General features: G+C 64.5%; 22 protein-coding genes. 15 read left to right on the top strand and 7 right to left on the bottom strand.

What is annotated here, in order from left to right:
- Nucleotides 1-36: 36 nt before the first annotated feature.
- On the top strand, nt 37-1,074 hold the full coding sequence (locus ACV959_RS09405) for a transporter substrate-binding domain-containing protein (RefSeq protein ID WP_475736358.1): 1,038 nt from the start codon (nt 37-39) through the stop codon (nt 1,072-1,074).
- An 81-nt stretch (nt 1,075-1,155) separates the two neighbouring features.
- Here ACV959_RS09405 and ACV959_RS09400 read toward each other — a convergent pair whose 3' ends face one another.
- The gene (locus ACV959_RS09400; protein WP_475736357.1) at nt 1,156-1,686 is read right to left on the bottom strand and encodes a DUF2478 domain-containing protein; all 531 of its coding nucleotides are present in this window, start codon (nt 1,684-1,686) and stop codon (nt 1,156-1,158) included.
- 155 nt (nt 1,687-1,841) lie between these two features.
- Here ACV959_RS09400 and ACV959_RS09395 point away from each other — a divergent pair, with 155 nt between their 5' ends.
- Together ACV959_RS09395 and ACV959_RS09390 are read left to right on the top strand one after the other, a co-directional pair.
- Complete coding sequence (locus ACV959_RS09395; RefSeq protein ID WP_475736356.1) at nt 1,842-2,555, top strand: VWA domain-containing protein; 714 nt, start codon at nt 1,842-1,844, stop codon at nt 2,553-2,555.
- A 3-nt stretch (nt 2,556-2,558) separates the two neighbouring features.
- Nucleotides 2,559-3,269 carry a DnaJ domain-containing protein gene (locus ACV959_RS09390; RefSeq protein ID WP_475736355.1) on the top strand — a complete coding sequence of 237 codons (711 nt, stop codon included), beginning with the start codon at nt 2,559-2,561 and terminating at the stop codon, nt 3,267-3,269.
- Nucleotides 3,270-3,326: 57 nt separating this feature from the next.
- Here ACV959_RS09390 and ACV959_RS09385 read toward each other — a convergent pair whose 3' ends face one another.
- Nucleotides 3,327-5,153, bottom strand: a complete 1,827-nt coding sequence (locus ACV959_RS09385; RefSeq protein WP_475736354.1) for a serine hydrolase — start codon at nt 5,151-5,153, stop codon at nt 3,327-3,329.
- A gap of 271 nt (nt 5,154-5,424) precedes the next feature.
- Between ACV959_RS09385 and ACV959_RS09380 the strand changes: the two genes are divergently transcribed.
- The 6 genes from ACV959_RS09380 to ACV959_RS09355 all read left to right on the top strand — a co-directional run bounded on the left by ACV959_RS09380 (nt 5,425) and on the right by ACV959_RS09355 (nt 11,906).
- Nucleotides 5,425-5,763, top strand: coding sequence for a phasin family protein (locus ACV959_RS09380; RefSeq protein WP_475736353.1), 339 nt, complete (start codon nt 5,425-5,427; stop codon nt 5,761-5,763).
- Between the two features lie 153 nt (nt 5,764-5,916).
- Entirely contained in the window at nt 5,917-9,381 is a 3,465-nt protein-coding gene (gene dnaE, locus ACV959_RS09375) for a DNA polymerase III subunit alpha (protein WP_475736352.1), read from the top strand.
- A gap of 403 nt (nt 9,382-9,784) precedes the next feature.
- Nucleotides 9,785-10,114 carry a hypothetical protein gene (locus tag ACV959_RS09370; protein ID WP_475736351.1) on the top strand — a complete coding sequence of 110 codons (330 nt, stop codon included), beginning with the start codon at nt 9,785-9,787 and terminating at the stop codon, nt 10,112-10,114.
- Between the two features lie 24 nt (nt 10,115-10,138).
- A complete protein-coding gene (gene lipA / locus ACV959_RS09365) occupies nt 10,139-11,113 on the top strand; it encodes a lipoyl synthase (protein WP_475736350.1) in 975 nt (324 codons plus the stop codon).
- A gap of 210 nt (nt 11,114-11,323) precedes the next feature.
- On the top strand, nt 11,324-11,488 hold the full coding sequence (locus ACV959_RS09360) for a Flp family type IVb pilin (RefSeq protein ID WP_475736349.1): 165 nt from the start codon (nt 11,324-11,326) through the stop codon (nt 11,486-11,488).
- 253 nt (nt 11,489-11,741) lie between these two features.
- On the top strand, nt 11,742-11,906 hold the full coding sequence (locus ACV959_RS09355; RefSeq protein ID WP_475736348.1) for a Flp family type IVb pilin: 165 nt from the start codon (nt 11,742-11,744) through the stop codon (nt 11,904-11,906).
- A gap of 80 nt (nt 11,907-11,986) precedes the next feature.
- Here ACV959_RS09355 and ACV959_RS09350 read toward each other — a convergent pair whose 3' ends face one another.
- Nucleotides 11,987-12,481 (bottom strand): hypothetical protein, encoded by a 495-nt coding sequence (locus ACV959_RS09350; RefSeq protein ID WP_475736347.1) that lies wholly within the window; start codon nt 12,479-12,481, stop codon nt 11,987-11,989.
- 126 nt (nt 12,482-12,607) lie between these two features.
- Between ACV959_RS09350 and ACV959_RS09345 the strand changes: the two genes are divergently transcribed.
- Nucleotides 12,608-13,078 (top strand): type II toxin-antitoxin system RatA family toxin, encoded by a 471-nt coding sequence (locus ACV959_RS09345; RefSeq protein ID WP_475736346.1) that lies wholly within the window; start codon nt 12,608-12,610, stop codon nt 13,076-13,078.
- Here the strand turns inward: ACV959_RS09345 and ACV959_RS09340 are convergent, their stop codons facing one another.
- The 4 genes from ACV959_RS09340 to ACV959_RS09325 all read right to left on the bottom strand — a co-directional run bounded on the left by ACV959_RS09340 (nt 13,079) and on the right by ACV959_RS09325 (nt 16,647).
- A complete protein-coding gene (locus ACV959_RS09340) occupies nt 13,079-13,570 on the bottom strand; it encodes a CinA family protein (RefSeq protein ID WP_475736345.1) in 492 nt (163 codons plus the stop codon).
- 4 nt (nt 13,571-13,574) lie between these two features.
- Nucleotides 13,575-13,997, bottom strand: coding sequence for an alternative ribosome rescue aminoacyl-tRNA hydrolase ArfB (arfB, locus tag ACV959_RS09335; RefSeq protein ID WP_475736344.1), 423 nt, complete (start codon nt 13,995-13,997; stop codon nt 13,575-13,577).
- Nucleotides 13,998-14,116: 119 nt separating this feature from the next.
- Nucleotides 14,117-15,190: an acyltransferase family protein gene (locus ACV959_RS09330; RefSeq protein ID WP_475736343.1), complete on the bottom strand. Its 1,074-nt coding sequence runs from the start codon at nt 15,188-15,190 to the stop codon at nt 14,117-14,119.
- 251 nt (nt 15,191-15,441) lie between these two features.
- Nucleotides 15,442-16,647 (bottom strand): bifunctional 2-C-methyl-D-erythritol 4-phosphate cytidylyltransferase/2-C-methyl-D-erythritol 2,4-cyclodiphosphate synthase, encoded by a 1,206-nt coding sequence (locus tag ACV959_RS09325; protein ID WP_475736342.1) that lies wholly within the window; start codon nt 16,645-16,647, stop codon nt 15,442-15,444.
- 49 nt (nt 16,648-16,696) lie between these two features.
- Between ACV959_RS09325 and dusB the strand changes: the two genes are divergently transcribed.
- The 5 genes from dusB (at nt 16,697) to ntrX (ending at nt 24,175) form a co-directional block, all read left to right on the top strand.
- Nucleotides 16,697-17,797, top strand: coding sequence for a tRNA dihydrouridine synthase DusB (dusB, locus tag ACV959_RS09320; protein ID WP_475739627.1), 1,101 nt, complete (start codon nt 16,697-16,699; stop codon nt 17,795-17,797).
- Nucleotides 17,794-18,966, top strand: a complete 1,173-nt coding sequence (locus tag ACV959_RS09315; protein ID WP_475736341.1) for a two-component system sensor histidine kinase NtrB — start codon at nt 17,794-17,796, stop codon at nt 18,964-18,966. The genes dusB and ACV959_RS09315 overlap by 4 nt, the downstream gene beginning before the upstream one ends.
- A 28-nt stretch (nt 18,967-18,994) precedes the next feature.
- On the top strand, nt 18,995-20,467 hold the full coding sequence (gene ntrC, locus ACV959_RS09310) for a nitrogen regulation protein NR(I) (protein WP_475736340.1): 1,473 nt from the start codon (nt 18,995-18,997) through the stop codon (nt 20,465-20,467).
- Between the two features lie 64 nt (nt 20,468-20,531).
- Nucleotides 20,532-22,811, top strand: a complete 2,280-nt coding sequence (locus tag ACV959_RS09305; protein WP_475736339.1) for a sensor histidine kinase NtrY-like — start codon at nt 20,532-20,534, stop codon at nt 22,809-22,811.
- A complete protein-coding gene (ntrX, locus tag ACV959_RS09300; RefSeq protein ID WP_475736338.1) occupies nt 22,811-24,175 on the top strand; it encodes a nitrogen assimilation response regulator NtrX in 1,365 nt (454 codons plus the stop codon). The genes ACV959_RS09305 and ntrX overlap by 1 nt, the downstream gene beginning before the upstream one ends.
- The last annotated feature ends 862 nt before the right edge of the window (nt 24,176-25,037 follow it).

Genomic DNA, 25,037 nt, shown 5'->3' with positions numbered 1-25,037 from the left:
CCTAATATACCGGCCGTCCAAATCCGAGCCCGACATATGATCGCTCGACGCTTTTTCCTTCCTGTCGCAACAGCGGTCGTTTTCGCGCTCGTCGCCTGCTCCGACGCGCTGGCGGCGTCGGATGCGGGCCCCACGGCGTCGGAAATCGTCCGGCGCGGCTACGTGAATTGCGGCGTCACGCTCGCGCCCGGCCTCGCCGAATATTCGGAGGCGGGCGGTTGGCGCGGCTTCGAGGTGGACTTTTGCCGCGCCCTCGCAAGCGCCATTTTCGACGACCCCGACAAGGTCGGCTTTACGTCGCTGCAGCCGCGCGAGCGCGTCGCGGCGCTTCAGTCGGGCTGGGTCGACATTCTCGCGAGCGGCGCGCCCTGGACGCAATCCCGGGACAGCGCCCAGAAGCTCATCTACGCCGGGGTTTCGCTTTACGACGGACAGGCGTTTCTCGTCCGCCGCCAGCGCAACTTCGCTTCCGCGCGGGATCTGGCGAATGCCTCGGTTTGCGTCCAACAAGATACCGCCTACGAGCTGGAGCTCGCGGAATATTTTCGGTCGCGCAAGACCCCTTACGAGGCCAGATCCTTTCCGACCTTCGAAGACGCCGCCGCGGCCTATGAAGCGGGCAAGTGCGACGCGCTCGCCTCGGATGCGTTATTTCTCTATGGCGCGCGCGCGAAACTCGCAAATCCTGCGGAGCACGACGTTCTCCCGGATTTCGTGACGAAGGCGCCGCGCGGGCCGGTCGTGCGCCAGGGCGACGACCAGTGGCTTGAGATCGTTCGCTGGACGCTTTTCGTCATGATCGAGGCCGAGGAGCTCGAGGTCTCTATGGCGAATGTCGATGCGGCGCTGAAATCGAACGAAACGCGCATCCGCCATCTGCTCGGCGTGGAAGGCGATCGCGGCGCCGGTTTCGCGCTGTCGGGCGACTGGCCTTACCGAATCATCAAGCATGTCGGCAATTACGCCGATGTGTTCGACCGAAATCTCGGGCAAGCTTCGCCGCTCGCGATGGAGCGTCGGACGAACGCTCTTTGGAAAAAGGGCGGACTGATGTATGCGCCGCCAGTCAGATGAGCGGGCCCGGGCGGGGCCTTCTTCGCGTCATGCGCGTCGGTCCGCGCATCCCGACGCGCCGACTCTCGGGTCTTGGCCCCCTCAGCGCAGGATGCGTGTCTGCGACCACCATTCCGCGAGCGCCTCGCGCGTCGGCGCGACGTCCTGCGCGAGCGGCCCGGCGAAAACACGCCACTCGTCGCGAAAATGCGGCGACACGGCCGCTATCACCGGGATGCGGGCCGACATCGCCGCGCGGAAGGCGTCGCAAAGTCCGCCTCGCTCGGCCTCCTGCTTGGCGAATTTGCTGATGACGATGAGTTCGGCGCCGGCGCGCGCCGCCCGTTCGACCGCAGCGCAGGCCAGGGCGAGTTCGCCCGTGTCCAGATTGCAGGCGACGGAGCCGGGTCCGAGATCCTGCGAGATCGCGAATTCGGCTCCGGAGCCCAGTTCACGCAAAAAGATGCGCGCGCGCCCCGCGGCGTCCGGCGCCCGCATTTGCGTCAGTCCGGCCACGTGAACGCCCGACTTCGCCAGTTCGAGCGCGAAAAGGCGCATCAAGTCCTGCGCGTTTTCCTTGAGTTCGGCCGGCAGCGCGGCGATGGGCGTCGGGGGCGAATTTTCCAGTTGCATGTGCGCTACTCGCGGCTGCATGTCCCCTCGCCGGGGCGGGGGCTTTCATCTATCTTCGGGTTCTCGCGCTGACGCGCCGATCCGTTTCGGCCCCTTGTTTTGCTGGCGGCGAACCCGATTTCTTATAGTGCTGCCAACAGGTGACGTGAACAGCCGTGGGCGATGACCTGAACAAGGCGCCGGCGCCGCGCCGCGCAGAGAACGGCGCTATCGACGCGTTTCTCGAAAAAGCCCGCGCCGTCGCGGAGCCCCGGGAGACGCGCGGGCGGCTGATCTTCGCGCTCGACGCCACGATGAGCCGCCAGCCGACGTGGGATTTGGCGCAATCCATACAGGGCGAAATGTTCCGCGCGACCGCCGCTCAGGGCGGCCTCGACGTGCAGCTCGTCTATTTCCGGGGATTTCGCGAGTGCCGCGCGTCCCGGTTCGTGTCGCAGGGAGAGGGGCTTGGCGCGCTGATGGCGCAGATTTCCTGCCGGGGCGGGCAGACGCAGATCGGCCGCGTGTTGAGCCACGCACTCGACGAGACGCGGGCGCGGCGGGTCGGCGCGCTCGTCTACATCGGCGACGCGATGGAGGAAAAGATCGACCATCTCGCGGCGGCCGCCGGAGAACTGGGCCTGCTCGGGCTAAGAGCTTTCATGTTTCAGGAGGGGCAGGACGCAACCGCGCGCGCCGCCTTTCAGGAAATCGCGCGGCTCACGGGCGGCGCCTATGCGGCTTTCGACCGTTCCGCGCCGCGCCGTCTCGCGGAGCTGCTTGGCGCCGCGGCTGCTTACGCCGTCGGCGGCCTGCCGGAACTGGAGAAGCGCGCGGGGCAGGGCGAAGGCGCCGCGCGCCTGCTGCTGTCGCAGATGGGGTCACGATAAGCCATGCCGGTCTTGCTCGGATTTTTCGCCCTTGTGCTCACGCTCTTCGCTCTCAACGCCTATACGCGCGCGTCGCCCGCCTTTCTGGCCCTCGCCATCAAACGTGGGGGCGGCTTCCTGCTGATGGCGCTCGGCGGCTTGCTGATGGCGCGGGGTAGGCTTGATTTCGGAATGGCGCTCGGGGGCGTCGGCCTCTGGCTGATGGGCCTTGGATCGCCCGCCGGGCTGCGCAATGCGGGCGCGGGCGGCGCTGGCGTTTCCCGCGTGCGATCGGCGATGATCGAGATGGAGCTGGACCATTCCACCGGCGCAATCCGCGGCATGATTCTGGCGGGCAAGGACGAAGGTAAAAAGCTGGACGCGCTGACGCGCCCGGCGTTGATGGAGCTTTACGACGTCTGCCTTCGCGACGACCCAGACGGCGCCCGCCTGCTAGAGGCGTATCTCGACCGCCGGTTTGCCGGATGGCGTTCGGCAAGCGATGCGCACCGAGACGCGCGGACCGGCGGCGAAACGCGCGCGCGTCGCTCCGGCACGATTACCGAGGATGAAGCTTACGAAATTCTCGGCCTTAAGAAGGGCGCGGCCGCGGCGGACATCACGAGGGCCCATCGCGATCTGATGAAGAAGCTTCATCCAGATCTTGGCGGGACGACGGACCTTGCGGCCCGGGTAAATGAAGCCAAGGACGTCTTGATGCGGCGTCATCACTGAGGCGCGCCGACCAGCCTCGGGGTGGTGATCCCAGGTCACGGACATGACGGCGCGCTCTCAGTTCTTGGTGGTGAAGCAAGCGAAACCGGAACGTTTCAGCGCCTTGCAGGCCGACTCGGCGCTCTGCTCCTCGAGCCCGGCGAAACGGGCGCGATAAAGCGTCTCCTTGCCCTTCTGCACTTTCTCCGTGAAGGCTTTGGCGCTCGGCGGGAAGCCCTGCAGCTGGCTGCGCGCCCGGGAGAGCATCTGATTGGCCTTCTCCGGATCCTCCGCCGCGCCGATCTGGATCATCCAGCCGGGCTTGGAAGGACGCGCGGGCTCGGCCTTCGCGACCTGCGAATTGTTGGCGCTCGAACGGATGGCCGAGGGCGTCGTGGTCGCCATGGTGATTTCGCGACCCTTCGACGACCGGCTCGACGTGGACCCGTCGATGACGGCGGCGAGGTCCTGCTTGGCGAGATTGGCGGCCTTGCTCTTTTTGTCCGCGACGGGCGCCTCGGCGACGCGCTTCTGCACGCCGGAGACGAACGCCGGGCGCACCTGGCCTGGCTTTTCGGATTTCTCGGGCTTCTCCGCCTTGACCGACGGCTTCTCCAAAATGCGCTCGACGGTCTTTTCCCGCGCGGGGATCGGGGCGGGGGCCACGGGCGCGGCGGCGCGGCGCGCGGGACGCGGGGTCGGAGCCGCTTCGACGCTCTCCGAGTCCGCCGCTTCAGGCTGCTCGGCATAAGCGAGGCGCTCGGGCTCGCGTTCGCCGACCGGCTCGACGGCGCGTTCGACAGGACGCTCCACGACGACCATACGCTCCGCGGCGCGCTCGTAGGTCGGCTCCTCGGCGACCTGTTCGGCCGCGCCGTCCTCGGTGATGGCTGCGGCCGTGCGCACCGACGCGCCGCCGCCGATATGCTGTTCGATTAGATCGGCCATGATCCGGTCGCGGCCGCCCGCGGTGGCGCCGCCCATGACGACGGCGACGATGTGATGGTTGCCGCGGCGAACCGACGTCAGCAGGTTGAAGCCGGAGGCGCGGGTGTATCCGGTCTTGATGCCGTCCATGCCCTCGACGCGGCCGAGGAGATGGTTGTGGTTGCGGTGCAGCGCGCCATTATACGCAAAACTGTGCGTTGAGAAGTAACGATAATAGCGCGGGAAGCGATCCTGTATCGCGCGGCCGAGGATGGCGAGATCATAGGCCGTGGTGATCTGTCCAGGGTCGGGCAAGCCGGAAGCGTTTTCATAATGCGTGCGCGTCATGCCGAGCGCATGCGCCTTGCGCGTCATCATCTGAGCGAAAGTGCGTTCGTCTCCGCCAATGTTTTCGGCGATCGCACAGGCGATGTCGTTGGCTGACTTGGTGACGACCGCCTTGATGGCGTTCTCGACGCTGATCGTCTCGCCCGGCCGAAGGCCGAGCTTCGAAGGCGCCTGGGCTGCGGCGTGTTCCGAAATCATCAGCGGCGAGTCGAGGCGCAGGCGTCCCTTTTCGAGCTGCTCGAAAAGGAGATAAAGCGTCATGACCTTGGTGACGGACGCCGGGTGACGCAACTCGTGCTCGTTGCGGGCGAAAAGGGTCTTGCCGCTGTTGCCGTCGACGACGATCGCCGCGAAGCCGCGATGTTCTCCGACCGGTCTGGGCTCGTCGCCGGCGTCGGCTGAGCGGGTGGCGGCGTAGAAGCGATGGCTGCGCGCGTGATGCGCATAGCCGCGGTGATGCGCAAAATAGCGGTGGTAAACGTGCCGGCTGTAGGATGGGTGATGGCGATAGCCGTGCCGGCGCGCTTCCGCCGGGATCGCCGTAATCGCGATGAAAGCGAGGATAACCGCGAAGATGGCGGCAAGGGAGCGGGGCTGCGCCAGGCGGTCCAACAGACTCGGTTTCAACATTTGCTACTCGCCCCTTACGGAACAGGCACATGCGCTGACGACACAACTGGGGATACGCGTCGCCAAAACGCCACAGTTATTCAGGGTAAGAGAACGCGGTTACCCGTGGGTTAAGCGGATTCAGAATTTTTTGGATTAATTTTGCGCCGCAACATTTTTATTGACGAACTTTTGTGCAACGCATATATTCGGTTTTGTTAGCAGGCGCTCATGCCGCGCCGCCAGGGGGCGGCAGTTGGAGATCCGGCGCCATTTCATAAGGACGAACCCGATGGTGGCCAATTTCGAGAGCGTGCAGCAGTTGGGGAAAGAGCAATTCGAAGCTGTTTCCGCCGCCGCTGCGGCCGTCACGAAGGGCTGGCAGAGCATTGCGGCCGAGACGACCGATTACTCGAAGAAGTCCTTCGAGAAGAGCCGCTTGCTTGCGGAAAAGCTGATCGCCGTGAAGAAGATCGACGAGGCGTTCCAGCTCCAGACCGATTTCGCCAAGACCGCCTACGAGGATTTCATCGCCGAGGCGACGAAGATCGGCGAGCTTTACAGCTCGATGGCCAAGGAAGCTTTCAAGCCGATGGAATCGGTCGCGAAGAACTTCACGGCGGCCGAGTAACTTCGAGCGTTACTGCCCCTTTCGTCCGGGGCGCAGCCCCACGCATCACGAACCCGGCGAGCTCCGCTCCGCCGGGTTTTGTGCATTTTCGATGCTGTGGACGGCGCAAGATCGCCGGTTTCGGGCGGCAGCGACAGGGGCTAAAGTCTCGTCATGTCCGCCGCCGCAGCCGCCGGCTTTGTCCATCTTCACGTTCATACGGCCTTTTCGCTGCGCGAAGGCGCGCTGGGCCTTGGCAAGCTGATCGATCTCGCGGTGCGGGACGAGCAGCCGGCGCTCGCCGTCACCGATACGAACAATCTGTTCGCGGCGCTCGAGTTTTCCGAAAAAGCGGCCAAAGCCGGTCTTCAGCCCATCGTGGGCGTTCAGCTTCGCGTTGATTTCTCTGACGGTAAGGTGGCGACGGCTGTTGGGCGAGGGGAGAGCTTCGCCAATGTCGTGCTGCTGGCCAAAACGGAGTCGGGCTACCTCAACCTGATGCGCGTCGCGTCGCGCGCATATCTTGACACGGCCGAGGGCGACGAGCCGCATGTTTGTCTCGCGGCGCTCGCGGAGGACGCGGCGGAACTGATCGCGCTGACGGGCGGTCCGGACGGCGCCCTCGACCGCATGTTCGCCGCCGGTCGGCCAGAACTGGCCCGCGCCCGGCTCGAGACGCTGCTCGATCTGTTTCGAGATAGATTATACATTGAAATTCAAAGACATAATCTTCAAGCTGAACTGGAGGTGGAGCCTCAGCTTGTCGACCTAGCCTATCGCCGGAGCGTCCCGCTGGTCGCGACCAACGAGCCTTATTTCGCCTCGCGCGGCGACTTCGAGGCGCATGACGCGCTGCTTTGCATCGCCGAGGGCACGGTCACAAGCGCCGCGGACCGGCGCCGCGTCACGCCCGAGCACTACTTCAAGACGCGCGCGGAGATGCTGGCGCTCTTCGCCGACCTGCCGGAGGCGACCGCCAACTCCGTCGAAATCGCCCGCCGGGTCAGCTACCGTCCCCGGACGCGCAAGCCGATCATGCCGCGCTTTCTGCGCGACGCGCCGGGCGACCGCCCGCTGACCGAGGTCGAAGCGGAGGAGTTGCGCCGTCAGGCGACCGAGGGGCTGGAGGCGCGGCTCGCGGCGCACGGTCCGGCGGAGGGCCACGATCGCGGGGAGTATTTCAGACGCCTCGACTTCGAGTTGAGCACCATCGAAAAGATGGGCTTTCCCGGGTACTTTCTGATCGTTTCCGACTTCATCAAATACGCGAAGTCGAAGGGCATTCCGGTCGGACCCGGCCGCGGCTCGGGCGCCGGCTCGCTCGTGGCCTACGCCCTCACCATCACCGATCTCGACCCGCTGCGCTTCGGCCTCTTCTTCGAACGCTTCCTCAACCCCGAGCGCGTCTCGATGCCGGATTTCGACATCGACTTCTGTCAGACCCGGCGCGGGGAGGTGATCGACTATGTGCGCGAGCGCTACGGCGCGGACCGGGTTGCGCAGATCATCACCTTCGGCTCCTTCCTCGCGCGGGGCGTGCTGCGCAGCGTCGGCCGCGTGCTGGAGATGCCGCTGGGGCAGGTGGACAAGCTGGCCAAGCTCGTGCCCCAGAACCCGGCGAAGCCAGTGACCCTGGCCGAAGCCGTGGCCGGGGAGCAGAAACTCCGCGAGGCCGCCGAGCAGGACGACCGGGTGGCGCGGCTTTTCAAGATCGCCGGGGCGCTCGAGGGGCTCTACTCCAACGCCTCGACCCACGCCGCCGGCGTCGTCATCGGCGACCGGCCGCTCCATGAGGTGACGCCGCTCTATCGCGATCCGAAGTCCGACATGCCGGCCACCCAGTTTAACATGAAGTGGGTGGAGCCGGCAGGACTGATCAAATTCGACTTTCTGGGCCTCAAGACTCTCACCGTGCTGGCCATGGCGAGCAAGTTGGCGCGCCGGCGCGACCCGGATTTCGATCTCGCCAAGGTTCCGCTCGACGACAAGGCCACGTATGAGATGCTCGGGCGCGGCGAGACGGTGGGCGTGTTCCAGCTCGAAAGCGCGGGCATGCGCAAGGCGCTCGTGGAGATGCGCGCCGACCGTTTCGAAGACATCATCGCCCTCGTCGCGCTCTATCGGCCCGGGCCCATGGCGAACATTCCGACCTATTGCGCGGTCAAGCACGGCGACGAGGAGGCGGATTACTACCACCCCAAGATCGAGCCCATCCTGAAGGAGACTTTCGGCGTCATCATCTACCAAGAGCAGGTGATGCAGATCGCCCAGGCGCTCTCGGGCTACTCGCTCGGCGAGGCCGACATGCTGCGCCGCGCCATGGGCAAAAAAATCAAGGCCGAGATGGACGCCCAGCGCGAGCGTTTCGTGAAGGGCGCGGTCGAGCGGGAGGTGAAGGCGGACCTCGCCAATTTCATTTTCGACCTCCTCGCCAAATTCGCGGACTACGGCTTCAATAAGTCCCACGCCGCCGCCTATGCGCTGATCGCCTATCAGACGGCCTGGTTCAAGGCGCATTATCCGGCGGAGTTCCTCGCCGCCTCGATGACCTTCGACAAGAGCCAGACGGACAAGCTGGCGGAGTTCCGAGACGAAGCCCGCCGGCTCGGCATCGCCGTGGAGCCGCCCTCGATCAGGCGTTCGGGGGTCGATTTCGACGTCGCGTCGGGGCCGGACGGCAAACTCGCCATCCGCTATGCGCTTTCCGCCATCAAGGGAGTGGGCGAGGGGCAAGCGGAGTCGATCGTGCGGTCCCGCGGGGACCGGCCGTTCAAAAGCCTGTCCGATTTCGCCCGGCGCCTCAACCCACGGGAGGTGAACAAGAAGGTTCTGGAAAATCTCGCCGCCTGCGGCGCCTTCGACGAGCTGGAGCCGAACCGCGGCCGCGCCTTTGCGGCGATCGAGTCGGTCCTCGCGACGGCCAATCGCCACGCCGAGGACCGCAAGGCGGGCCAGAACGCGCTCTTCGGCGAGGGAGAGACGAACGACCTGGTTCTGCCCAAGGTTCAGCCATGGTCGTCGGGGGAAATCCTGCGGCGGGAATATGAGGCGGCCGGCTTTTTCCTGTCCGGCCATCCGCTCGACGCCTACGCCAGTCTCCTACCCAAATTGAGGGTGTCCCGCTGGACGAAATTCGTCTCCGACGTCAAGGGCGGGGCGACCGCCGGCCGGCTCGCGGCGGTGGTTCTCGATCGCGCGGAGCGGCGAACCAAGTCCGGCTCGAAGATGGGCATCGTCCAACTGTCCGACATGACTGGCCAGTACGAGGCCATTCTTTTCCAGGAGGCGCTGAACCAGTATCGCGACGTTCTCGAAAAGGGAGCGGCTGTGCTGGTGACGCTGTCGGCCAATGTTGAGGGCGACGATGTGCGGGCGCGCATCGTCACCGTCGAGCCGCTGGCGGCCGCCGCCGCCCGCGCCCAGCGGGGCCTCCGCATCGTCGTCGGAGATGAAAGTCCGATAGATAGGATTAAAAGCAAACTCTCTGGAAAGGGAGAAGGCGAGGTCTCTCTGCTCATCAAGCGCGACGTCGCACCGGAAGAGATCGAAATCCGTCTGCCTGGAGCCTATCCGGTGAACGCAGAGGTCGCCGGCGCCTTGCGGGACATACCAGGCGTTTTGGAAGTCGAATATCTCTGAAGCCGGCCCCGCCAATCTTCATGTTCGAGTTTATATTTAAAACTTAAATATTTGTTATTTAAGATAAATTTAGTTATTTCAACGTTAAGAAATAAATGCGTTTCGCTCTTAATGTAATCTATCAGATGAGTGACCGCGATGCAGTTTTGGGGAAGGCGGTCGATTTTGGAGCCTGTCGCCCGCGCCGCGTGTCCATTAAAAAGTCACCCAGCGCCTCAAATGACGCAGCCGGGAGCTCCAGTGGCTCGGCGTCAGCGCTTCGACGGCGGCGCATGAGAGAATTTAGGAAATAGATCTCGTCTGGTTTTTGGCGGCGAGATGGAACCGGCGCGGTTACTTTGGCGTTAAAGTAAGGTTTGCCGTTTGAGCGGCGCCGGGGCGGGGGGCGTCTCGGGAGTCTTTCATGAAAGCGGTCCTAGAAGCCGTTGCCGGTGCGTCGGCAACCTCCCTGAATGTTCAATTCGTGGCCTATCTCCTGATAGGAATGTGCGTTGGCTGGCTTCTCACACGCCCGTGCCGATGGAATTCCTGGTGCACGTCGCTCGCGCTCGTGGGTGTCTGCGGCGCATGGCTCGGCGCAGAAGTTGCCCACCTTTTCGGGCAGGCTGGGAGCGGTAGCGCGCATCAGTTTGTCGCCGCCCTGATCGGGGCGGGCGCGCTGGCCTATTTCTGGCGGCGGCTTCATCCGCGTCCGGACGAAGGCGACGTTGCAATCCGTCAGTCCGATGCGTAAATCTTGGCGCAGGGGGTTCGCCCTGTGACCGTGATCGACCTGCTGAACGACGATCCGCGCCCGAAGACGCCGCAAGCGCTTCGGCATCCGGAGAAGGCGTCGCGGCCTGACCAGCCGACGCCAAGAAAGCCGCCGTGGATACGAGTCAAGGCGCCTGGCTCCGCGGCCTGGGGCGAAACCCGGACCTTGCTCGAGGGATCGGGCCTCGCCACGGTGTGCCAGGAGGCCGCCTGTCCGAACATCGGCGAGTGCTGGGAGAAAAAGCACGCCACTTTCATGATCATGGGCGAGGTCTGCACGAGGGCCTGCGCCTTCTGCAACGTGGCGACCGGCTTACCGCAGGCGCTGGACCCGGAAGAGCCGCGCAAGGTGGCGGATGCGACGCGAGCGCTCGGCCTGACCCATGTCGTCGTCACCTCGGTCGACCGGGACGATCTCGCCGATGGGGGCGCCGCCCATTTCGCCGCGACGATCCGAGCCATCCGCGATGTGTGTCCGGGCACGACGGTCGAGGTTCTGACGCCCGACTTCCTGCGCAAGCCAGGCGCTCTCGAGCAGGTTGTCGACGCCGCGCCCGATGTGTTCAACCACAATCTGGAGACAGTGCCGTCTCTTTATGTGACGGTGCGGCCGGGCGCCCGTTATTTCCATTCGCTCCGGCTGTTGCAGCGCGCCAAGGAGCTGAACCCCCGCGTCTTCACAAAATCCGGCATCATGCTGGGCCTTGGCGAAACGCGAAACGAGGTCATGCAGGTCATGGACGACATGCGGTCGGCCGACGTGGACTTCATCACGCTCGGCCAATATCTCCAGCCGACCCGCAAGCATCATCCGATCGACCGTTTCGTGACCCCCGAGGAATTCGAGGCATACAAGACGCTGGCCTATGCGAAGGGCTTCGCCTATGTCGCCGCCTCGCCGCTGACCCGATCGTCGCACCACGCGGGCGAAGATTTCGAGCGGCTCAAGGCCAGTCGCAGCGCAGCCGGCGCGAAGTAATGGCGCTTGTACGATCGCAGCGCCTCGCGAGTTGAGGGTCAAGGCGCCAATGCGGCGTCATTGCATCGCCGCAGAGCAAGTAAGAAATTGCGCGCTCCGAAAGGGTTATTTAGTCGGCTTAAAAGTTCTTTCATGTCTGGCGTCGACAATCGACGTTGCAAAAGGCTTCGTTAACTTTCCGGGCCATCGCTTAAAGAGGGAACCAGATCCGTGAAAAAGATTGTCAAGCTTTTCATCCGCGACGAGTCGGGCGCCACCGCGATCGAATACGGCCTGATCGCTTCGCTCATCGGCGTCGCCATCATCGCCGGCGTCCGCGCCCTCGGCACGGGTCTCTCCAGCACCTTCGCGTCTGTTTCGGGCAACCTTGCCTGATCCCGACCATCGGTCGCGCCAATCGAAGCGCCGCGCTCCCTGAGCGCGGCGTTTGCTTTTGCGTGGCGCCCGGGGAACTTCTGACGATCTGCTCAATAGATCGGCAAGCATAAAGCGACGAGAGGGGGCGGGACTGCGTAAAACTTGGCCGAATTAACATTTGATTTGGCAGATCGAGTGTATCCCTGCCTCAGGTGAGCGGCCAATCGCTAACGAACGCAGCCCGCCTGTTTCGAACTCGAAGGAGCAAAAAATGGCGAAATATCTCAAGACCTTCATCCGCGACGAATCTGGCGCGACCGCGATCGAATACGGCCTGATCGCCTCGCTGATCGGCGTCGCCATCATCGCCGGCGTCCGCGCCCTGGGCACCAATCTGTCGGGCACCTTCGCGAAAGTCTCGGGCAACCTGGCCTGAACCTGATCTCCGCCGGGGCGAACCGGCGGATCCCGGCAAATCATAATCGGCGGCGCGGGTTTTTCCCGCCGCCGTTCTTTTTACGCCCCGAGCGCCGACGAAATTTCGGCGAGCGTCGCCCGTTCCGCCGCGCTGATTTTCTCTCCGCCGAAGCCGAGAAAGCCGCCCTCCCGAGCCGCTTCCGCGACGAGATTGGCAATCTGTTTCAGCCAGTTCTTGAAGGCGCGCGATTCGATTGGCGTGGCGGAATCCAGAATTTTGGCCGTGCAGCGCAATTCCTCAAGCGCCTTGACTTTCATCTCGTTCGCGTCGCCGCCCTGGATGAGCATGCGCACGCCCTCACGCGCCGAGGTGCGGCCCTCCGGCGTGAGAAGCTCCTCCACGACCGCCTTGATCAGGGCGTCCGCCCCGGCGTCGGCCTTGGCTTCCGCGAGCGCCTTCGCGCTCGCCAGCCCTTCCTGGATCGTGCCGATGAGGCCGCTGGGATCCCCGGCGCTAACGGCGAACCCGGCAAGAAGCGGCGCCTGAATGATCTTTTTCCATTGATCGGGCGTGAAACTCGATTTGTCGGCCACGAAATACCCCCAAGCTCCAGCTCTGCATATTCGTGGCAGGATAATCTCATTTTTTATTCTTTGCGAGGCGGCGACGGCGCATCGATCGTTTGCGGGGGCGGGGAAATGGCGTAAAAGCGCGGTTCCATGAAGAGTTTTCGCACCCGCCGCCATGTGTCGCACAGCGCCGCAGACATGTTCGCTCTGGTCTGCGACGTCGAATCCTACCCGAAATTCGTGCCGCTCTGCGAAGGCATGCGCGTGCGCCGGCGGACCGAGACCGCGCCGGGCGTCACGGTGCTGGTTGCGGAAATGCAGGTCGGGTTCAAGGCGATCTGTGAGCGATACACGAGCCGCGTGACCTGCGACTCGAACAAGCTGGAAGTGCAGGTCGACTATATCGACGGACCATTCCGAAAGCTCGACAACCGCTGGACCTTCCGGGACGAGGCGCCGGGGCCGGACGCCGCGCCGCGCTCGGTCGTCGACTTTTTCATTGCCTATGAGTTCAAGAGCATGGCGCTTGGACTGGTCATGGGCGCGATGTTCGACAAGGCGTTCCAGAAATACGCGGACGCCTTCGCCAAGCGCGCCGACGAGATTTACCGCCGCCGCTGATCAACTCCGCATCGCCTCGAGCAGGAGGTCCAGCGCCTGATCGACCGACGCCTCCCGGATTTCGCCGCGGGAGAGGGGGCCAAAGCGGCGTTCCAGATGGACGACCCGCCCTCCGCGCCGGGCGCAGGCGAAATGCACCAGCCCGACAGGCTTTTCCGCCGAGCCTCCGCCCGGCCCCGCAACGCCCGTGATCGCGACGGCGACATCCGCGAGGGAATGGTCCAGCGCGCCCATGGCCATGGCGCCCGCCGTTTCGGCGCTGACGGCGCCATGGGCGGCGATGACGGCCTCGGGAACGTCCAGCATGCCGCATTTTGCGGCGTTGGAATAGGTCACAAAACCCCGGTCGAAAACCTCCGAGGCTCCCGGGACGTCGGTGAGCGCGGCCGAGACCATGCCGCCTGTGCAGGATTCCGCGGTGGCGAGGCGCAATTTCGCGTTTTTAGCAGTTACGATAACCATAATAGCCTTTACGTTATCTGTATTTTTCATGTCGCTAATCCTGGAGCGGCTTCCCGCGCAGCGCTTTCACGCCGCTCCGCAACTTCTTGCCCTCGAGGCGGCGGATTTTCGAGCCCAAGGTCGGTTTGGTCTTGCGGCGCGGGGGCGGGGGCGGCGCGGCGGCCTCGCGAACGAGATCCACAAGCCGCTGGATTGCATCGGCGCGATTGCGTTCCTGCGTGCGATGACGTTGCGCCTCGATGACGATCACGCCGTCCTTGGTCAGCCGCGCGCCGGCCAGTCGCTCCAGTCGCGATTTCACATAGTCCGTAAGAGAGGGTGAATGCCTTACGTCAAACCGTAAACGGACGGCGCTCTCGACCTTTTGGACATTCTGCCCGCCGGGACCGGAAGCGCGGAGGAACTCCAGGCCGATTTCGGAATCGTCCAGAGCGATTGAAGACGTGACGCGGATCATCTGCTGTTAGCCTCGAGGCCGAGCGGGCTTCTCCCGCGCGCTAGATTATCCGAAGCGGGCCGCCGGAGATGTCAAGCCGGCAAAGCGGGGATTGGGCGGAGTGAGCCGAGATGAGCAGCTTATGCGCCGCGCGCGCTCTCGCATTCACGGCCTGCGGGCGCGAAGCCGTTCTCGCATCGCGCCCGCCGGAGACGAAGCCAAGCCGGCCGTTCGAACAAGAATTCGAACTTCGTCCCTGCGACCAGCCGGCGCAAGGCGAGCGGAGCCACGATCGCGCACCCCGTGACGATGAGCGCGACTGTCCCGGCGTCGTCGATTGCGCCGGAATTCAGCAAAGCGATGCGCGTCGCGGCCATCGGCAGGAAAAAGGCAAGGTAGACGGTGATCGACTGCGCGCCGAGCCGGCGAAGCGCCGTCAGAATGCGCGCCTCGGCAAGCAGCGCGGAAAAGGAGACCACCGCGCCCGCGCCCGCGAAGCCGAGAACCAGCGAAAAGACTGGAAGCGCAGCGACGCCGTGGCGAACCGCCAGCCAATTGAGCAGACCCCAGATGACGAGCATGAGAACGGTTGTTCGAACATTTCGCCGCGCCGCCTCCGCAAGCGCGAAGATTTGGGGCGCGAAGGCGTAGCCGGCGAAAAAATACATATAGCGGGCGGCGAACTCGTCGACGACCGTCGATCCCGTGTAAATGTCCGCCATCTGCAGGGCGGCGGCCGCGACGAGCACGGCCTCGATCCGCGTTCGGCGCAAAAGGCGGGTGACGACGAAGAAGATCGGCAGAAGATAGATGAACCAGAGCGTGCCGAAAGGTTCGATCATCGCGAAGGCGAGTCCGCGCATGACGTCGACGGGATCGGCGCCCGACCAGGCGAACTTCGGCGCTCCCTGGATCAAGGTCCACAGAACGAAGAAGTAGGCGAAATGCAGCGCCTTGCGGTCGAGAAAATCGCGCCAGGGCGCCCCGATCGTGCGCGAGAGGAAAAGTCCCGCGACGAGAAAGAAGTCCGGCATTCGGAAAGGCTTCGCCCAGGCGATGAAGCCATGAAGCCAGCTTTCCCGGCCCAAGGCGTCCTCGACGCCATAGGTCGCATGCATCAGCACGACGAGGACGATGCACCAGCCCTTCGCATAATCGACCCAGTCGACGCGCCCGTCAGCGTCGCGGGGAGTCGCCGCCTTGCTCCACGGCATGGCATGCTCCAGTGACAAGTGACATCGCGCCAGGGATGAGGCGCGGTTTCCTGACACGAAGATGCGCCGGACGTCGGCAATTGTCTTCAATTTCTCGCAATCACGGTGAACTTAACCAGATTTCGGGAATTAAGGATTTATGAAATACGGAAAACATTGACGCGATGTCGATTTCTGGTTTCCGCCTCTCGTAATCGCGTTCGCGTTCGTTAATGATTGTCAGCGCATCCGTTAATTCCGCTGCCGGGCGCTTACTCCGGCAGCCGCACAGTCGCGATCGCCAGCGCGGCGATTCCCTCGCGCCGTCCCGTGAAGCCGAGCTTTTCCGTCGTCGTCGCCTTGATCGCCACACGGCCGACGTCGAGTTCCATGATCCGCGCGAGATTCTCGCGAATGGCGTCCCTGTGGGGGCCGACTTTCGGCGCCTCGCAGACGACCGTTGCGTCGATATGCGCGATCATGCCGCCGCGATCGCTCACCAGCTTGCAGGCGTGCTCGAGAAAGATCCTGGAAGGCGCTCCTTTCCATTGCGGGTCCGAGGGCGGGAAATGCGCGCCGATGTCGCCCTCCGCGATGGCGCCGAGCACAGCGTCGGTGATGGCGTGCATCAACACATCCGCGTCGGAATGGCCGGCGAGCGCATGGCTGTGCGGGATGGCGACGCCGCCGAGCCACACCCTGTCGCCCTCGGCGAAGGCGTGGACGTCATATCCCTGACCCGTGCGAACGTCGGGCAGGGCGGCGAGGGCGGGCGTTCTCAACTGCTCCATGGCGCGGACAAAATCCTCTGGCGTCGTCAGCTTGAAATTGTCGAGGTCGCCGTCGAAGACGAAGACGGCGTGGCCGGCGGCCTCGGCGACCATCGCGTCGTCGGTATAGTCCCGATCCATCGCCGCTGCGGCGCGATGCGCGTCGAGAATGAGGTTGAAGCGGAAAGACTGCGGCGTCTGCACCGCGCGCAGCCGGGCGCGGTCCGGGGTGCCGACGACGAAGCCGGCCGTGTCGATTTCCTTCACCGTGTCGTTGAGCGGCACGCCCGGCGCCGCCGCGCCGTGGGCGCGCGCCGCCGCGATCGCGCGGGCGACGAGGGCAGGGGTCGCAAAGGGCCGGGCGGCGTCGTGGATCAGGACGATCTCCGGGGCGCCGTCACGCGCCAGCGCCTCGAGCCCGTTGCGCACACTCTCCTGTCGCGTCGCGCCGCCCGGCGCGGGAGCGGAGAGGGCGACGCGATCCGCCTCGGACAGTTCCGCCACGCTCGCCGCGTAAAGATCAAGGTCGTCCGGATGAATTACGACCTTCAACGTCGCCTGCGCGGAGGCGACGCGCATGGCGGCCAACGTATGCGCGAGGACCGTCCGGCCCGCGAGCCGCCTGTATTGCTTGGGCAGGCCTTCGCCGGCGCGCGAGCCGCGGCCCCCCGCGACGACAAGAATGGCAATTTGCTGATCGGCGACCATGTCGCTCTGTGTCGGTTTTCTCGCCTTGCGTCAAATTGCCTGCGGGCGAATGAAAGATCATGTTGCAACTGCGAAGGCGTCTGCTTATAGTGTAAGCAAGATGACTAGTGCCGAAAATTTAGGCTGCCGCTTCGGCCGCGCGCCGCTTCGGATCGGGTCCGTCGTCCTGTTAGGCCGAGCCTTTCTCGCCCCCATGGCGGGCGTCACAGATCCCGCCATGCGGCGGATCGCCGAAAGATTTGGCGCGTCCGTCACTGTCAGCGAAATGATCGCCGCCGCGGGCGTCGCGCGCGGCGACAGGGAGACGGCGCTGCGGTTGCGTCCGTCCTCCGACCATACAATTTCGGCGCCGCGCGTGATTCAGATCGCGGCGCGCGATCCCGAGGGCGTCGCGCTCGCCGCGAAATGCGCCGAGGACGCCGGCGCCGATTGGGTCGACATCAACATGGGCTGTCCCTGCAAACGCGTCACCGGCGGCCTCGCCGGCGCGGCGCTGATGCGCGATCTCGACCAGGCGACGGCGCTGATCGCCGCCGCGCGCGCGGCGGTACGTATTCCGATCAGCGTAAAAATGCGACTTGGCTGGGATGACGCGTCGCGTAACGCCCCGGAGCTTGCGCGCCGCGCCGAGGCCGAGGGCGCGGAGCTGATGACGGTGCACGGAAGAACCCGCCAGCAGTTCTACACGGGCCGCGCGGACTGGACGGCCATCGCCGCCGTCAAGCGCGCGGTCCGCGCCCCGGTCGTCGCCAACGGCGATTGCGCGAGCGTCGACGACGCGGCGGAAATGTTGAACGCCTCCGGGGCCGACGCCGTGATGATCGGCCGCGCGGCGCAGGGGCGGCCGTGGCTCGTCGGCGATATCGCCCATTATCTCGCGACGGGACGCCGTCGCCCGGAGCCTAGTCTTGCGGCGCGCGGCGCCGTCGCGCGCGAACATCTTGACGGACTGCTCGCGCAAATGGGCGCGGGGGCAGGGCTTCGGCATGCGCGCAAACATCTCGCCGCCTATGTGGACGCGGCCTTCGGCGACGCCTGCCCGCAAATCGCGGACCTGCGCCGCGCGCTCGTGACGGCCGCCTGCCCGCAGGACGCTTTCCGCCTGATAGACCAGATTTTCGTCGCCCCGAACCATGAGGCAGCCGCATGAGCATTTCCGATCGTTCGGGCCGGGACGGCCTGCGGCGAAAAAATTACACAGCGCTCAAGGTGATCGAGGAGCGCGGCAGGAGTTGCGTGCTCGAAGCGCTTCCCAACGCCATCCTCACCGTCTCCCGCGAGGGCGTAATCGACGACGCGAATGCGGCGGCGGAAGCGTTTTTCGAACTGGGCAAGCCGCTGCTGATCGGCCAGAGGCTCGACCGCCTTCTGCCCTTCGGCTCGCCACTGCTGACGTTGATCCAGCATGTCCGCGACCGGGGCGCGCCGGTGAACGAATACAAGCTGGACGTCGGCAGGCCCGGGCAGGATTCCGACCGTCGCGTCGACGTGCATTGCGCGCCGCTTTCCGACCCGGACGGGCTGGTGCTGGTTGTGCTGCAGGAACGTACAATTGCCGATAAAATAGACAGGCAGCTCAGCCACCGCGGGGCCGTGCGCTCGGTTTCCGGGCTCGCCTCCATGCTCGCCCATGAAATCAAGAACCCGCTCTCGGGAATTCGCGGCGCCGCACAATTGTTGGAAAGCGGCCTGAGCGACGCCGACCGGGCCCTGACCCGTCTCATCTGCGAGGAGACTGACCGCATTGTCAGGCTGGTCGACCGCATGGAAGTCTTTTCGGACGCACGGCCGTTGAAGCGCGAGCGGGTCAATATCCACTCGGTGCTGGATCACGTGAAGCAGGTGGCGCAAAGCGGATTCGCGCGCCGCGTGCGCTTCGTCGAGAACTACGACCCCTCGCTGCCGCCGGTCTACGCCAATCGGGACCAGCTCGTTCAGGCGTTTCTGAACCTCGTGAAAAACGCCGCCGAGGCGATCGGCGATGCGGTCGATGGCGAGATCGAGCTCTCGACGGCTTTCCGGCCGGGCGTGAGCCTGCGGGCGATGGGCGCGAAAAACCCTGTCGGCCTCCCGCTCGAATTCTGCGTGCGCGACAATGGTCCCGGCGTGCCGGACGACATCGCCGCGCATCTCTTCGACCCCTTTGTCACCACAAAGTCTTCGGGGACTGGCCTCGGTCTTGCACTGGTGGCGAAGATCGTCAACGACCACGGCGGCATTATTGAATGCGAATCCCTGCCCAGACGCACGACCTTCCGAATTCTGATGCCTATGTATCGCGCCAAGCAAACGGACAAGGGAGAGGAAGGGCGCTCATGACTGTTCGTCAGCTCGGGAGAACGGTTCGATGACGAGAGGCGAAATTCTTGTCGCGGACGACGACGCGGCGATCCGCACGGTCGTCGCACAAGCGCTGTCCCGCGCTGGATACGAGGTGCGGACGACGGGAACGGCGGCGACCCTTTGGCGCTGGGTGCAGTCCGGGGAGGGCGATCTGGTCGTCACCGACGTGGTGATGCCGGACGAGAACGCCTTCGAACTCCTGCCGCGCATCAAGAAGTTGCGGCCGGAGCTTCCGATCATCGTCATGAGCGCGCAAAACACGTTCATGACGGCCATACGCGCCTCGGAGCGGGGCGCCTACGACTACCTGCCCAAGCCCTTCGACCTAAAGGAGCTCGTCGGCATCGTCGGCCGCGCCATGGCCGAGCCGCGCAAGAACGGCGAAACCGAGGCCCCCGAGGAAATGGAGGGCATGCCGCTTGTCGGGCGCTCCCCGGCGATGCAGGAGATCTATCGTTCGCTCGCGCGCCTGATGCAGACCGATCTGACGGTCATGATCAACGGCGAGTCCGGGACCGGCAAGGAACTCGTCGCGCGCGCGCTGCACGATTACGGAAAGCGCAAGAAGGGCCCGTTCGTCGCGGTCAACATGGCGGCGATTCCGCGTGACCTCATCGAGAGCGAGCTGTTCGGCCACGAGAAAGGCGCCTTCACCGGCGCCAACCAGAGATCCGCCGGCCGCTTCGAGCAGGCGGAAGGCGGCACGCTGTTTCTCGACGAAATCGGCGACATGCCGATGGAGGCGCAGACGCGGCTCTTGCGCGTGTTGCAGCAGGGCGAATATACGACGGTCGGCGGCCGCACGCCGATCAAGACGAATGTGCGCATCATCGCGGCGACAAACAAGGACTTGCGCGGACTGATCCAGCAGGGCCTGTTCCGCGAGGATTTGTATTTCCGCCTCAACGTCGTGCCGCTGCGATTGCCGCCGCTGCGCGAGCGCACCGAGGACATCCCCGACCTCGTCCACCACTTCTTCAAGGTGGCGGCGAGCGAGGGCCTGCCGCAGAAATTCATCGAACAGGCGGCGCTCGACCGGATGAAGAAATACCGGTGGCCGGGCAATATTCGCGAGCTGGAAAATCTGATCCGGCGTCTGGCGGCCTTGCATCCGCAGGAGGTGATTTCCGACGCGCTGGTCGAAGCCGAACTCGACCACGAGCTGAGACAGGCGGCGATCGACAAGCCGGCCGCGCCCGGCGCCGCGCCGTCGAAGGAACTGGAGAGCGGCCAGACGCTCTCGACCTCCGTCGAGCAGCATCTGGCCAAGCTCTTCCGCGATTGCGGCGACGGCCTGCCGCCGCCGGGCCTCTATCATCGAATCATTCGCGAGATCGAGATTCCCCTGATCTCCGCCGCGCTCGCGGCGACGCGCGGAAATCAGATCAAGGCCGCCGAGCTGCTGGGGCTCAATCGCAATACGTTGCGCAAGAAGGTCAACGACCTGGATATCCGGCTGATGCGCTCGCCGAGGTAAGGGAAGGCCGACACGGAAGAGTTGCACATTTGCAACAGTGACGCCGGGGGCCTATAAACCTGACATGGCCCAGCCGGGAAATCAGTCACTGTCGGAGAGCGGCAAAGGCGCGGGGCCGCGCGCTTGGTTTGGTCCGCTGGTCGCCATCGGCGCTGTGGGCTGCGCGCTCGCGACCTTCCTCGTGGTCGCGGAATTCGGCGTGCTGTCGCCGACCGACGATCGCCATATGCTCCTGCTCGTGGCGAACGGCCTGCTGGTCGGCGTGCTGCTGGTGATGGTGGTCGTCAAGGCGACGCGGCTTTACCGCGTCTGGCGGCGGGGCGAGGCGGCGGCGCGTCTCCACGTCCGCATCGTCGGCATATTCTCCGTCATCGCGCTCATTCCCGCGGTGCTTCTCGCTTTCGCGGGGACTTTGACGCTCGAGCGGGCGTTGAATCCCGCCTTCATGAACGGCGTCAAGGTCTTCGTGCACAATACGGCCCAAGCGGCCGAGGCCTTCCAGTCCAGCCAGTGTCAGGCATTGTTGCAGGAGGCGCAGCTCACCGCCTCGGACCTCGACAGGGCGCGGGTTCTGTTCATCACCGACCGGAACTATTTCCACCAGATTTTCGACTCTCGCGCGAAATTTTTGGGCTTTTCCGTCGCGGCGCTCGTCAAGTCCACGGGGGAAGTCATCGACCGCGTCGACGTCGCCAAAAACGCCTCGGCGATCGTCATCGCCCCGCCGGAGTCGGAATTCGAGAACGCCCGCAAGGGCGAGCCGCTCTGCCTGATGATCGACGACGGCAAAAGTTTCGTGGCGCTGCGGGCGCTCCACGCCTTCGAGAACACTTTTCTCTACGTCACTCGGCCGATCGACCCGCTGGCGATCGACTTCCCAAAGCAGGCGGAGACGCTGATCAAAAATTACGACGCCTTCGACAGTTACCGGGCGGCTGTCCAGCGGGCCTTCGTTCTCATGTATGCGCTGCTGACGACGATCATGCTCCTGTCGTCCGTCTGGTTCGGCCTCGACTTCGCGGACCGGCTCGTCACGCCGATCCGCACGCTGATCGCCGCGACCGATCAGGTGTCGGCCGGCAACCTCGACGTGCGCGTGGCGGTCGACCGCTCGCATGGCGAACTTGCGCGGCTGGGCGACGTCTTCAACAATATGACGACCGAGCTGAACGTGCAGCAGAGCCGGCTGCTGGAAGCCAACAGAATCAACAACGAACGCCGTGAATTCACGGAGGCCGTGCTGGCGGGCGTCCCGGCGGCGGTCATGGGCGTCGACGCGGACGGGATCGTCACGATCCTCAACCGCTCCGCGGAGGAGCTGTCCCTCAACGACGCCAAGGGGCAGGCGACGGTCGGCGCGAATATCGCCGACGTAATGCCGGAGATCGCGCCGCTGCTGACGGACGCGGTCGAGCTGTTCCCGCGCGCGGTGCAGAGCCAGATCACCATCAAGCGCGGCGTCGCCGAACGCACGTTCAACATCCGCGTGACCTCCGCGCGCGCGGAGGAGGGCCTCCCCAGCTTCGTGGTCACGCTCGACGACATCACCGATCTCGTCATGGCCCAGCGCACGTCCGCCTGGGCGGATGTCGCTCGGCGCATCGCCCATGAGATCAAAAATCCGCTGACGCCGATCCAGCTCTCGGCGGAGCGGCTAAAGCGCAAATACGGCAAGCTGATACAGGTCGACCGGGAGATTTTCGACCAGTGCACGGATACGATCGTGCGGCAGGTCGACGACATCAAGCGCATGGTCGACGAATTCTCCTCCTTCGCGCGGATGCCGAAGGCGCGGCCAGAGCGCGACGATCTCAACGAGTGCGTCCGTCAGGTCGCCTTCCTGATGCGCGTCGGCAATGCGGACGTGGACATCGTCGAATCCCTCCCCGAGGCGCCAATCTACGCCCAGTTCGACCGGCGACTTTTGTCTCAGGCGCTCACCAATATCGTCAAGAACGCGGTCGAAGGGATCGCCGCGCGCGAACCGCAGGACGCCGCCGAAAAGGGCAGGGTGGAAATCCGCGTCGCGACGCGCGACCGAATGGCGGAGATCGACGTCATCGACAATGGCAAGGGCTTTCCGGCGATGAACCGGCAGCGGCTTCTCGAGCCTTATATGACCACTCGCGCCGACGGGACGGGACTGGGGCTCCCGATTGTCGCCAAGATCATAGAGGATCACGGCGGCCGGCTGGAACTGCTGGACGCGCCCGCAGGGCGTGGCGCTTGCGTGCGTCTCATTCTGCCGCTCGCCGAGGGCGGCAAAAATCATTCCGCGGCGGCCGAGAGCGGCGGGCAGCCGGCGCCGGAGACGGCGAACTCCTCTGAAACGAGCGGGGCTTGATGGCGAGCGACATTCTGATCGTCGACGACGAAGAGGACATCCGCGAGCTAGTCGCGGGCATTCTGGGCGATGAGGGCCATGGGACGCGAACCGCGAAGGACGCCGACGAGGCGCTGGCCGCCATCGCGGCGCGCCGGCCGCACCTCGTCTTCCTCGACATCTGGCTGCAGGGCTCTCGCCTCGACGGCCTTCAGGTGCTCGAAGTCATCCAGAAGCAGCACAAGGGCCTGCCGGTGGTCATGATTTCCGGCCACGGCAACATCGAGACGGCGGTCAGCGCCATCAAGATCGGGGCCTACGACTTCATCGAAAAGCCGTTCAAGGCCGATCGCCTCGTTCTCGTCGCCGAGCGCGCGCTCGAGGCCTATCAGCTCAAGCGGGAGCTGTCGGCGCTGCGCCAGCGGGCGGGGGCTTTCGACCGGATCGTCGGGTCCTCGCCCGCCGTGCATCAGCTTCAGCAGCTCATCGCGCGGGTCGCGCCGGTGAATTCCCGGGTCCTCATCACCGGCGCGCCGGGAACCGGCAAGGAACTCGCCGCCCGCTGCATCCATGAGGCGTCTGCGCGCGCAGGGGGCCCATTCGTCGTCATCAATGCGGCGACCATCACCCCCGAAAACATGGAAATCGAGCTGTTCGGTCAGGAGGGGCCGGACGGCGAGCGCAAGATCGGCGCGCTAGAGGAGGCCCATGGCGGCACGCTCTTCCTCGACGAGATCGCCGACATGCCCAAGGACACTCAGGCGAAGATCCTGCGCGTGCTCGTGGATCAGACATTCCAGCGCGTCGGCGGCTCCACCAAGGTCCAGGTCGACGTCCGGGTCATTTCCTCCTCCGCGCGCGACCTCGCGGCCGCGATCGAGGAGGGCGCGCTCAGAGAGGATCTTTTCCATCGACTTGCGGTTGTGCCGATCCGCGTGCCGTCGCTGGCCGAGCGGCGGGAGGACATCCCCGCGCTGATCGACTATTTCATGGAGAATATGTCCCTCGCCTCCGGCATGCCGCGCCGCAAAATCTCCGAAGACGCGCTCGCCGTTCTTCAGTTGCACGATTGGCCCGGAAACATCCGACAGCTGAAGAACAATGTCGAACGGCTGATGATCCTGACGGCGGGAGAGCCAGGCGCGACCATCACCGCGGAGATGCTGCCCGCCGACGTCGGGGAACTGGTGCCGGCGACGCCGGCCGGGGTAAGAGGCGAAAAGCTGATGAGCCTTCCGTTGCGAGAAGCGCGTGAAGTCTTCGAGCGCGAATATCTTGTGGCACAGCTCAACCGCTTTTCGGGCAATATCTCCAGAACCGCAGAATTCATCGGGATGGAACGCTCAGCCCTACACAGGAAGTTGAAGTCTCTTTCAATAGACTAGCAATTTCAAAAATTTGTGAATTAAAGTTCAAGTTATAGATGAACTTTAGGGTCGCGGCGGCCGGGGCGGTTATCCGCGCGACGGAGCTGGGCAGCCTGAGTCAGTCGGATGGGGAGCCTGGCTCGTCGTTGGGGTTCGCATCATATGCGCGCCGGAAGAATGGGAGGTCGCAGAGCGCCTTTGTCGTCAGCGCATCCCGGAAGGAGGTCGATCGGCCTCGCGGCGAGCCCAGAGCGTGGGCGACTTGACGAGCGGTCAGAGGACGGCCGTCGCATGGAAAGCCGCAAGGATCGCCGACATAAAAATGTTGCGTCGCAAAATCCTTGATCGTTTCGATGCAACAGGAGGAGGCTTTCAGTCAAAGAGCCGCATCCCGTAAGAACCGCAGCGGCTTCGACAGATGGCGTTTCCTCCGAATGAACCGGGGATACGGAAATTTAAAGATACACGTATGAGTTTAATTTTTGCGGCCCTGAGAAGAGAGCGTCCATCGTCGCCTCTACGAACATTTTGAAAACGAATATTCTATTATTGTTCTCGTGCCGGAGGCGGCTTCAGGGGTTCCGAAGAGAGCCGCAGACGTCCGACGCTTCGGTTTGTCGCGTCGCAGAGATTCGGCGGCTCTTCGCCTTTCTGATCGCCAGCAGCGCCCGAGGGGAGCGCGATCGCTGTCCCGAGCGGGCCTTCGAAAGAGCCGCCCAAGGAACGCGCGGGGAAGCGCAAGGCCTCACTCCCATTCAATTTTCGGCATACGGACGAAGAGTGGGCCGCTATCCTCGGGAATCGTCGACTTCCGCCTTGCGCGATGGCGGTCGAAGGGCTCTAATGTTGCGCGCGGAGGCCATCGAGAAATGATAAGCGC

It is taken from the genome of Methylocystis sp. Se48, assembly GCF_056269425.1.
Note: the sequence above shows the minus strand (reverse complement) of the source record. Positions and strands in the feature narration are given on the sequence as shown.

Excerpts from the sequence above, each read along its gene's own strand:
- ACV959_RS09370 (WP_475736351.1), top strand. The coding sequence starts at position 9,785 with ATGAAAGCGGTCCTAGAAGCCGTTGCCGGTGCGTCGGCAACCTCCCTG.
- ACV959_RS09355 (WP_475736348.1), top strand. The coding sequence starts at position 11,742 with ATGGCGAAATATCTCAAGACCTTCATCCGCGACGAATCTGGCGCGACC.
- ACV959_RS09345 (WP_475736346.1), top strand. The coding sequence starts at position 12,608 with ATGAAGAGTTTTCGCACCCGCCGCCATGTGTCGCACAGCGCCGCAGAC.
- dusB (WP_475739627.1), top strand. The coding sequence starts at position 16,697 with ATGAAAGATCATGTTGCAACTGCGAAGGCGTCTGCTTATAGTGTAAGC.
- ACV959_RS09330 (WP_475736343.1), bottom strand. The coding sequence starts at position 15,190 with ATGCCGTGGAGCAAGGCGGCGACTCCCCGCGACGCTGACGGGCGCGTC.
- ACV959_RS09400 (WP_475736357.1), bottom strand. The coding sequence starts at position 1,686 with ATGCAACTGGAAAATTCGCCCCCGACGCCCATCGCCGCGCTGCCGGCC.
- ACV959_RS09405 (WP_475736358.1), top strand. The coding sequence starts at position 37 with ATGATCGCTCGACGCTTTTTCCTTCCTGTCGCAACAGCGGTCGTTTTC.
- ACV959_RS09305 (WP_475736339.1), top strand. The coding sequence starts at position 20,532 with ATGGCCCAGCCGGGAAATCAGTCACTGTCGGAGAGCGGCAAAGGCGCG.
- ACV959_RS09315 (WP_475736341.1), top strand. The coding sequence starts at position 17,794 with ATGAGCATTTCCGATCGTTCGGGCCGGGACGGCCTGCGGCGAAAAAAT.
- ntrX (WP_475736338.1), top strand. The coding sequence starts at position 22,811 with ATGGCGAGCGACATTCTGATCGTCGACGACGAAGAGGACATCCGCGAG.
- ACV959_RS09385 (WP_475736354.1), bottom strand. The coding sequence starts at position 5,153 with ATGTTGAAACCGAGTCTGTTGGACCGCCTGGCGCAGCCCCGCTCCCTT.
- ntrC (WP_475736340.1), top strand. The coding sequence starts at position 18,995 with ATGACGAGAGGCGAAATTCTTGTCGCGGACGACGACGCGGCGATCCGC.
- ACV959_RS09340 (WP_475736345.1), bottom strand. The coding sequence starts at position 13,570 with ATGAAAAATACAGATAACGTAAAGGCTATTATGGTTATCGTAACTGCT.
- ACV959_RS09325 (WP_475736342.1), bottom strand. The coding sequence starts at position 16,647 with ATGGTCGCCGATCAGCAAATTGCCATTCTTGTCGTCGCGGGGGGCCGC.
- arfB (WP_475736344.1), bottom strand. The coding sequence starts at position 13,997 with ATGATCCGCGTCACGTCTTCAATCGCTCTGGACGATTCCGAAATCGGC.
- dnaE (WP_475736352.1), top strand. The coding sequence starts at position 5,917 with ATGTCCGCCGCCGCAGCCGCCGGCTTTGTCCATCTTCACGTTCATACG.
- ACV959_RS09390 (WP_475736355.1), top strand. The coding sequence starts at position 2,559 with ATGCCGGTCTTGCTCGGATTTTTCGCCCTTGTGCTCACGCTCTTCGCT.
- ACV959_RS09380 (WP_475736353.1), top strand. The coding sequence starts at position 5,425 with ATGGTGGCCAATTTCGAGAGCGTGCAGCAGTTGGGGAAAGAGCAATTC.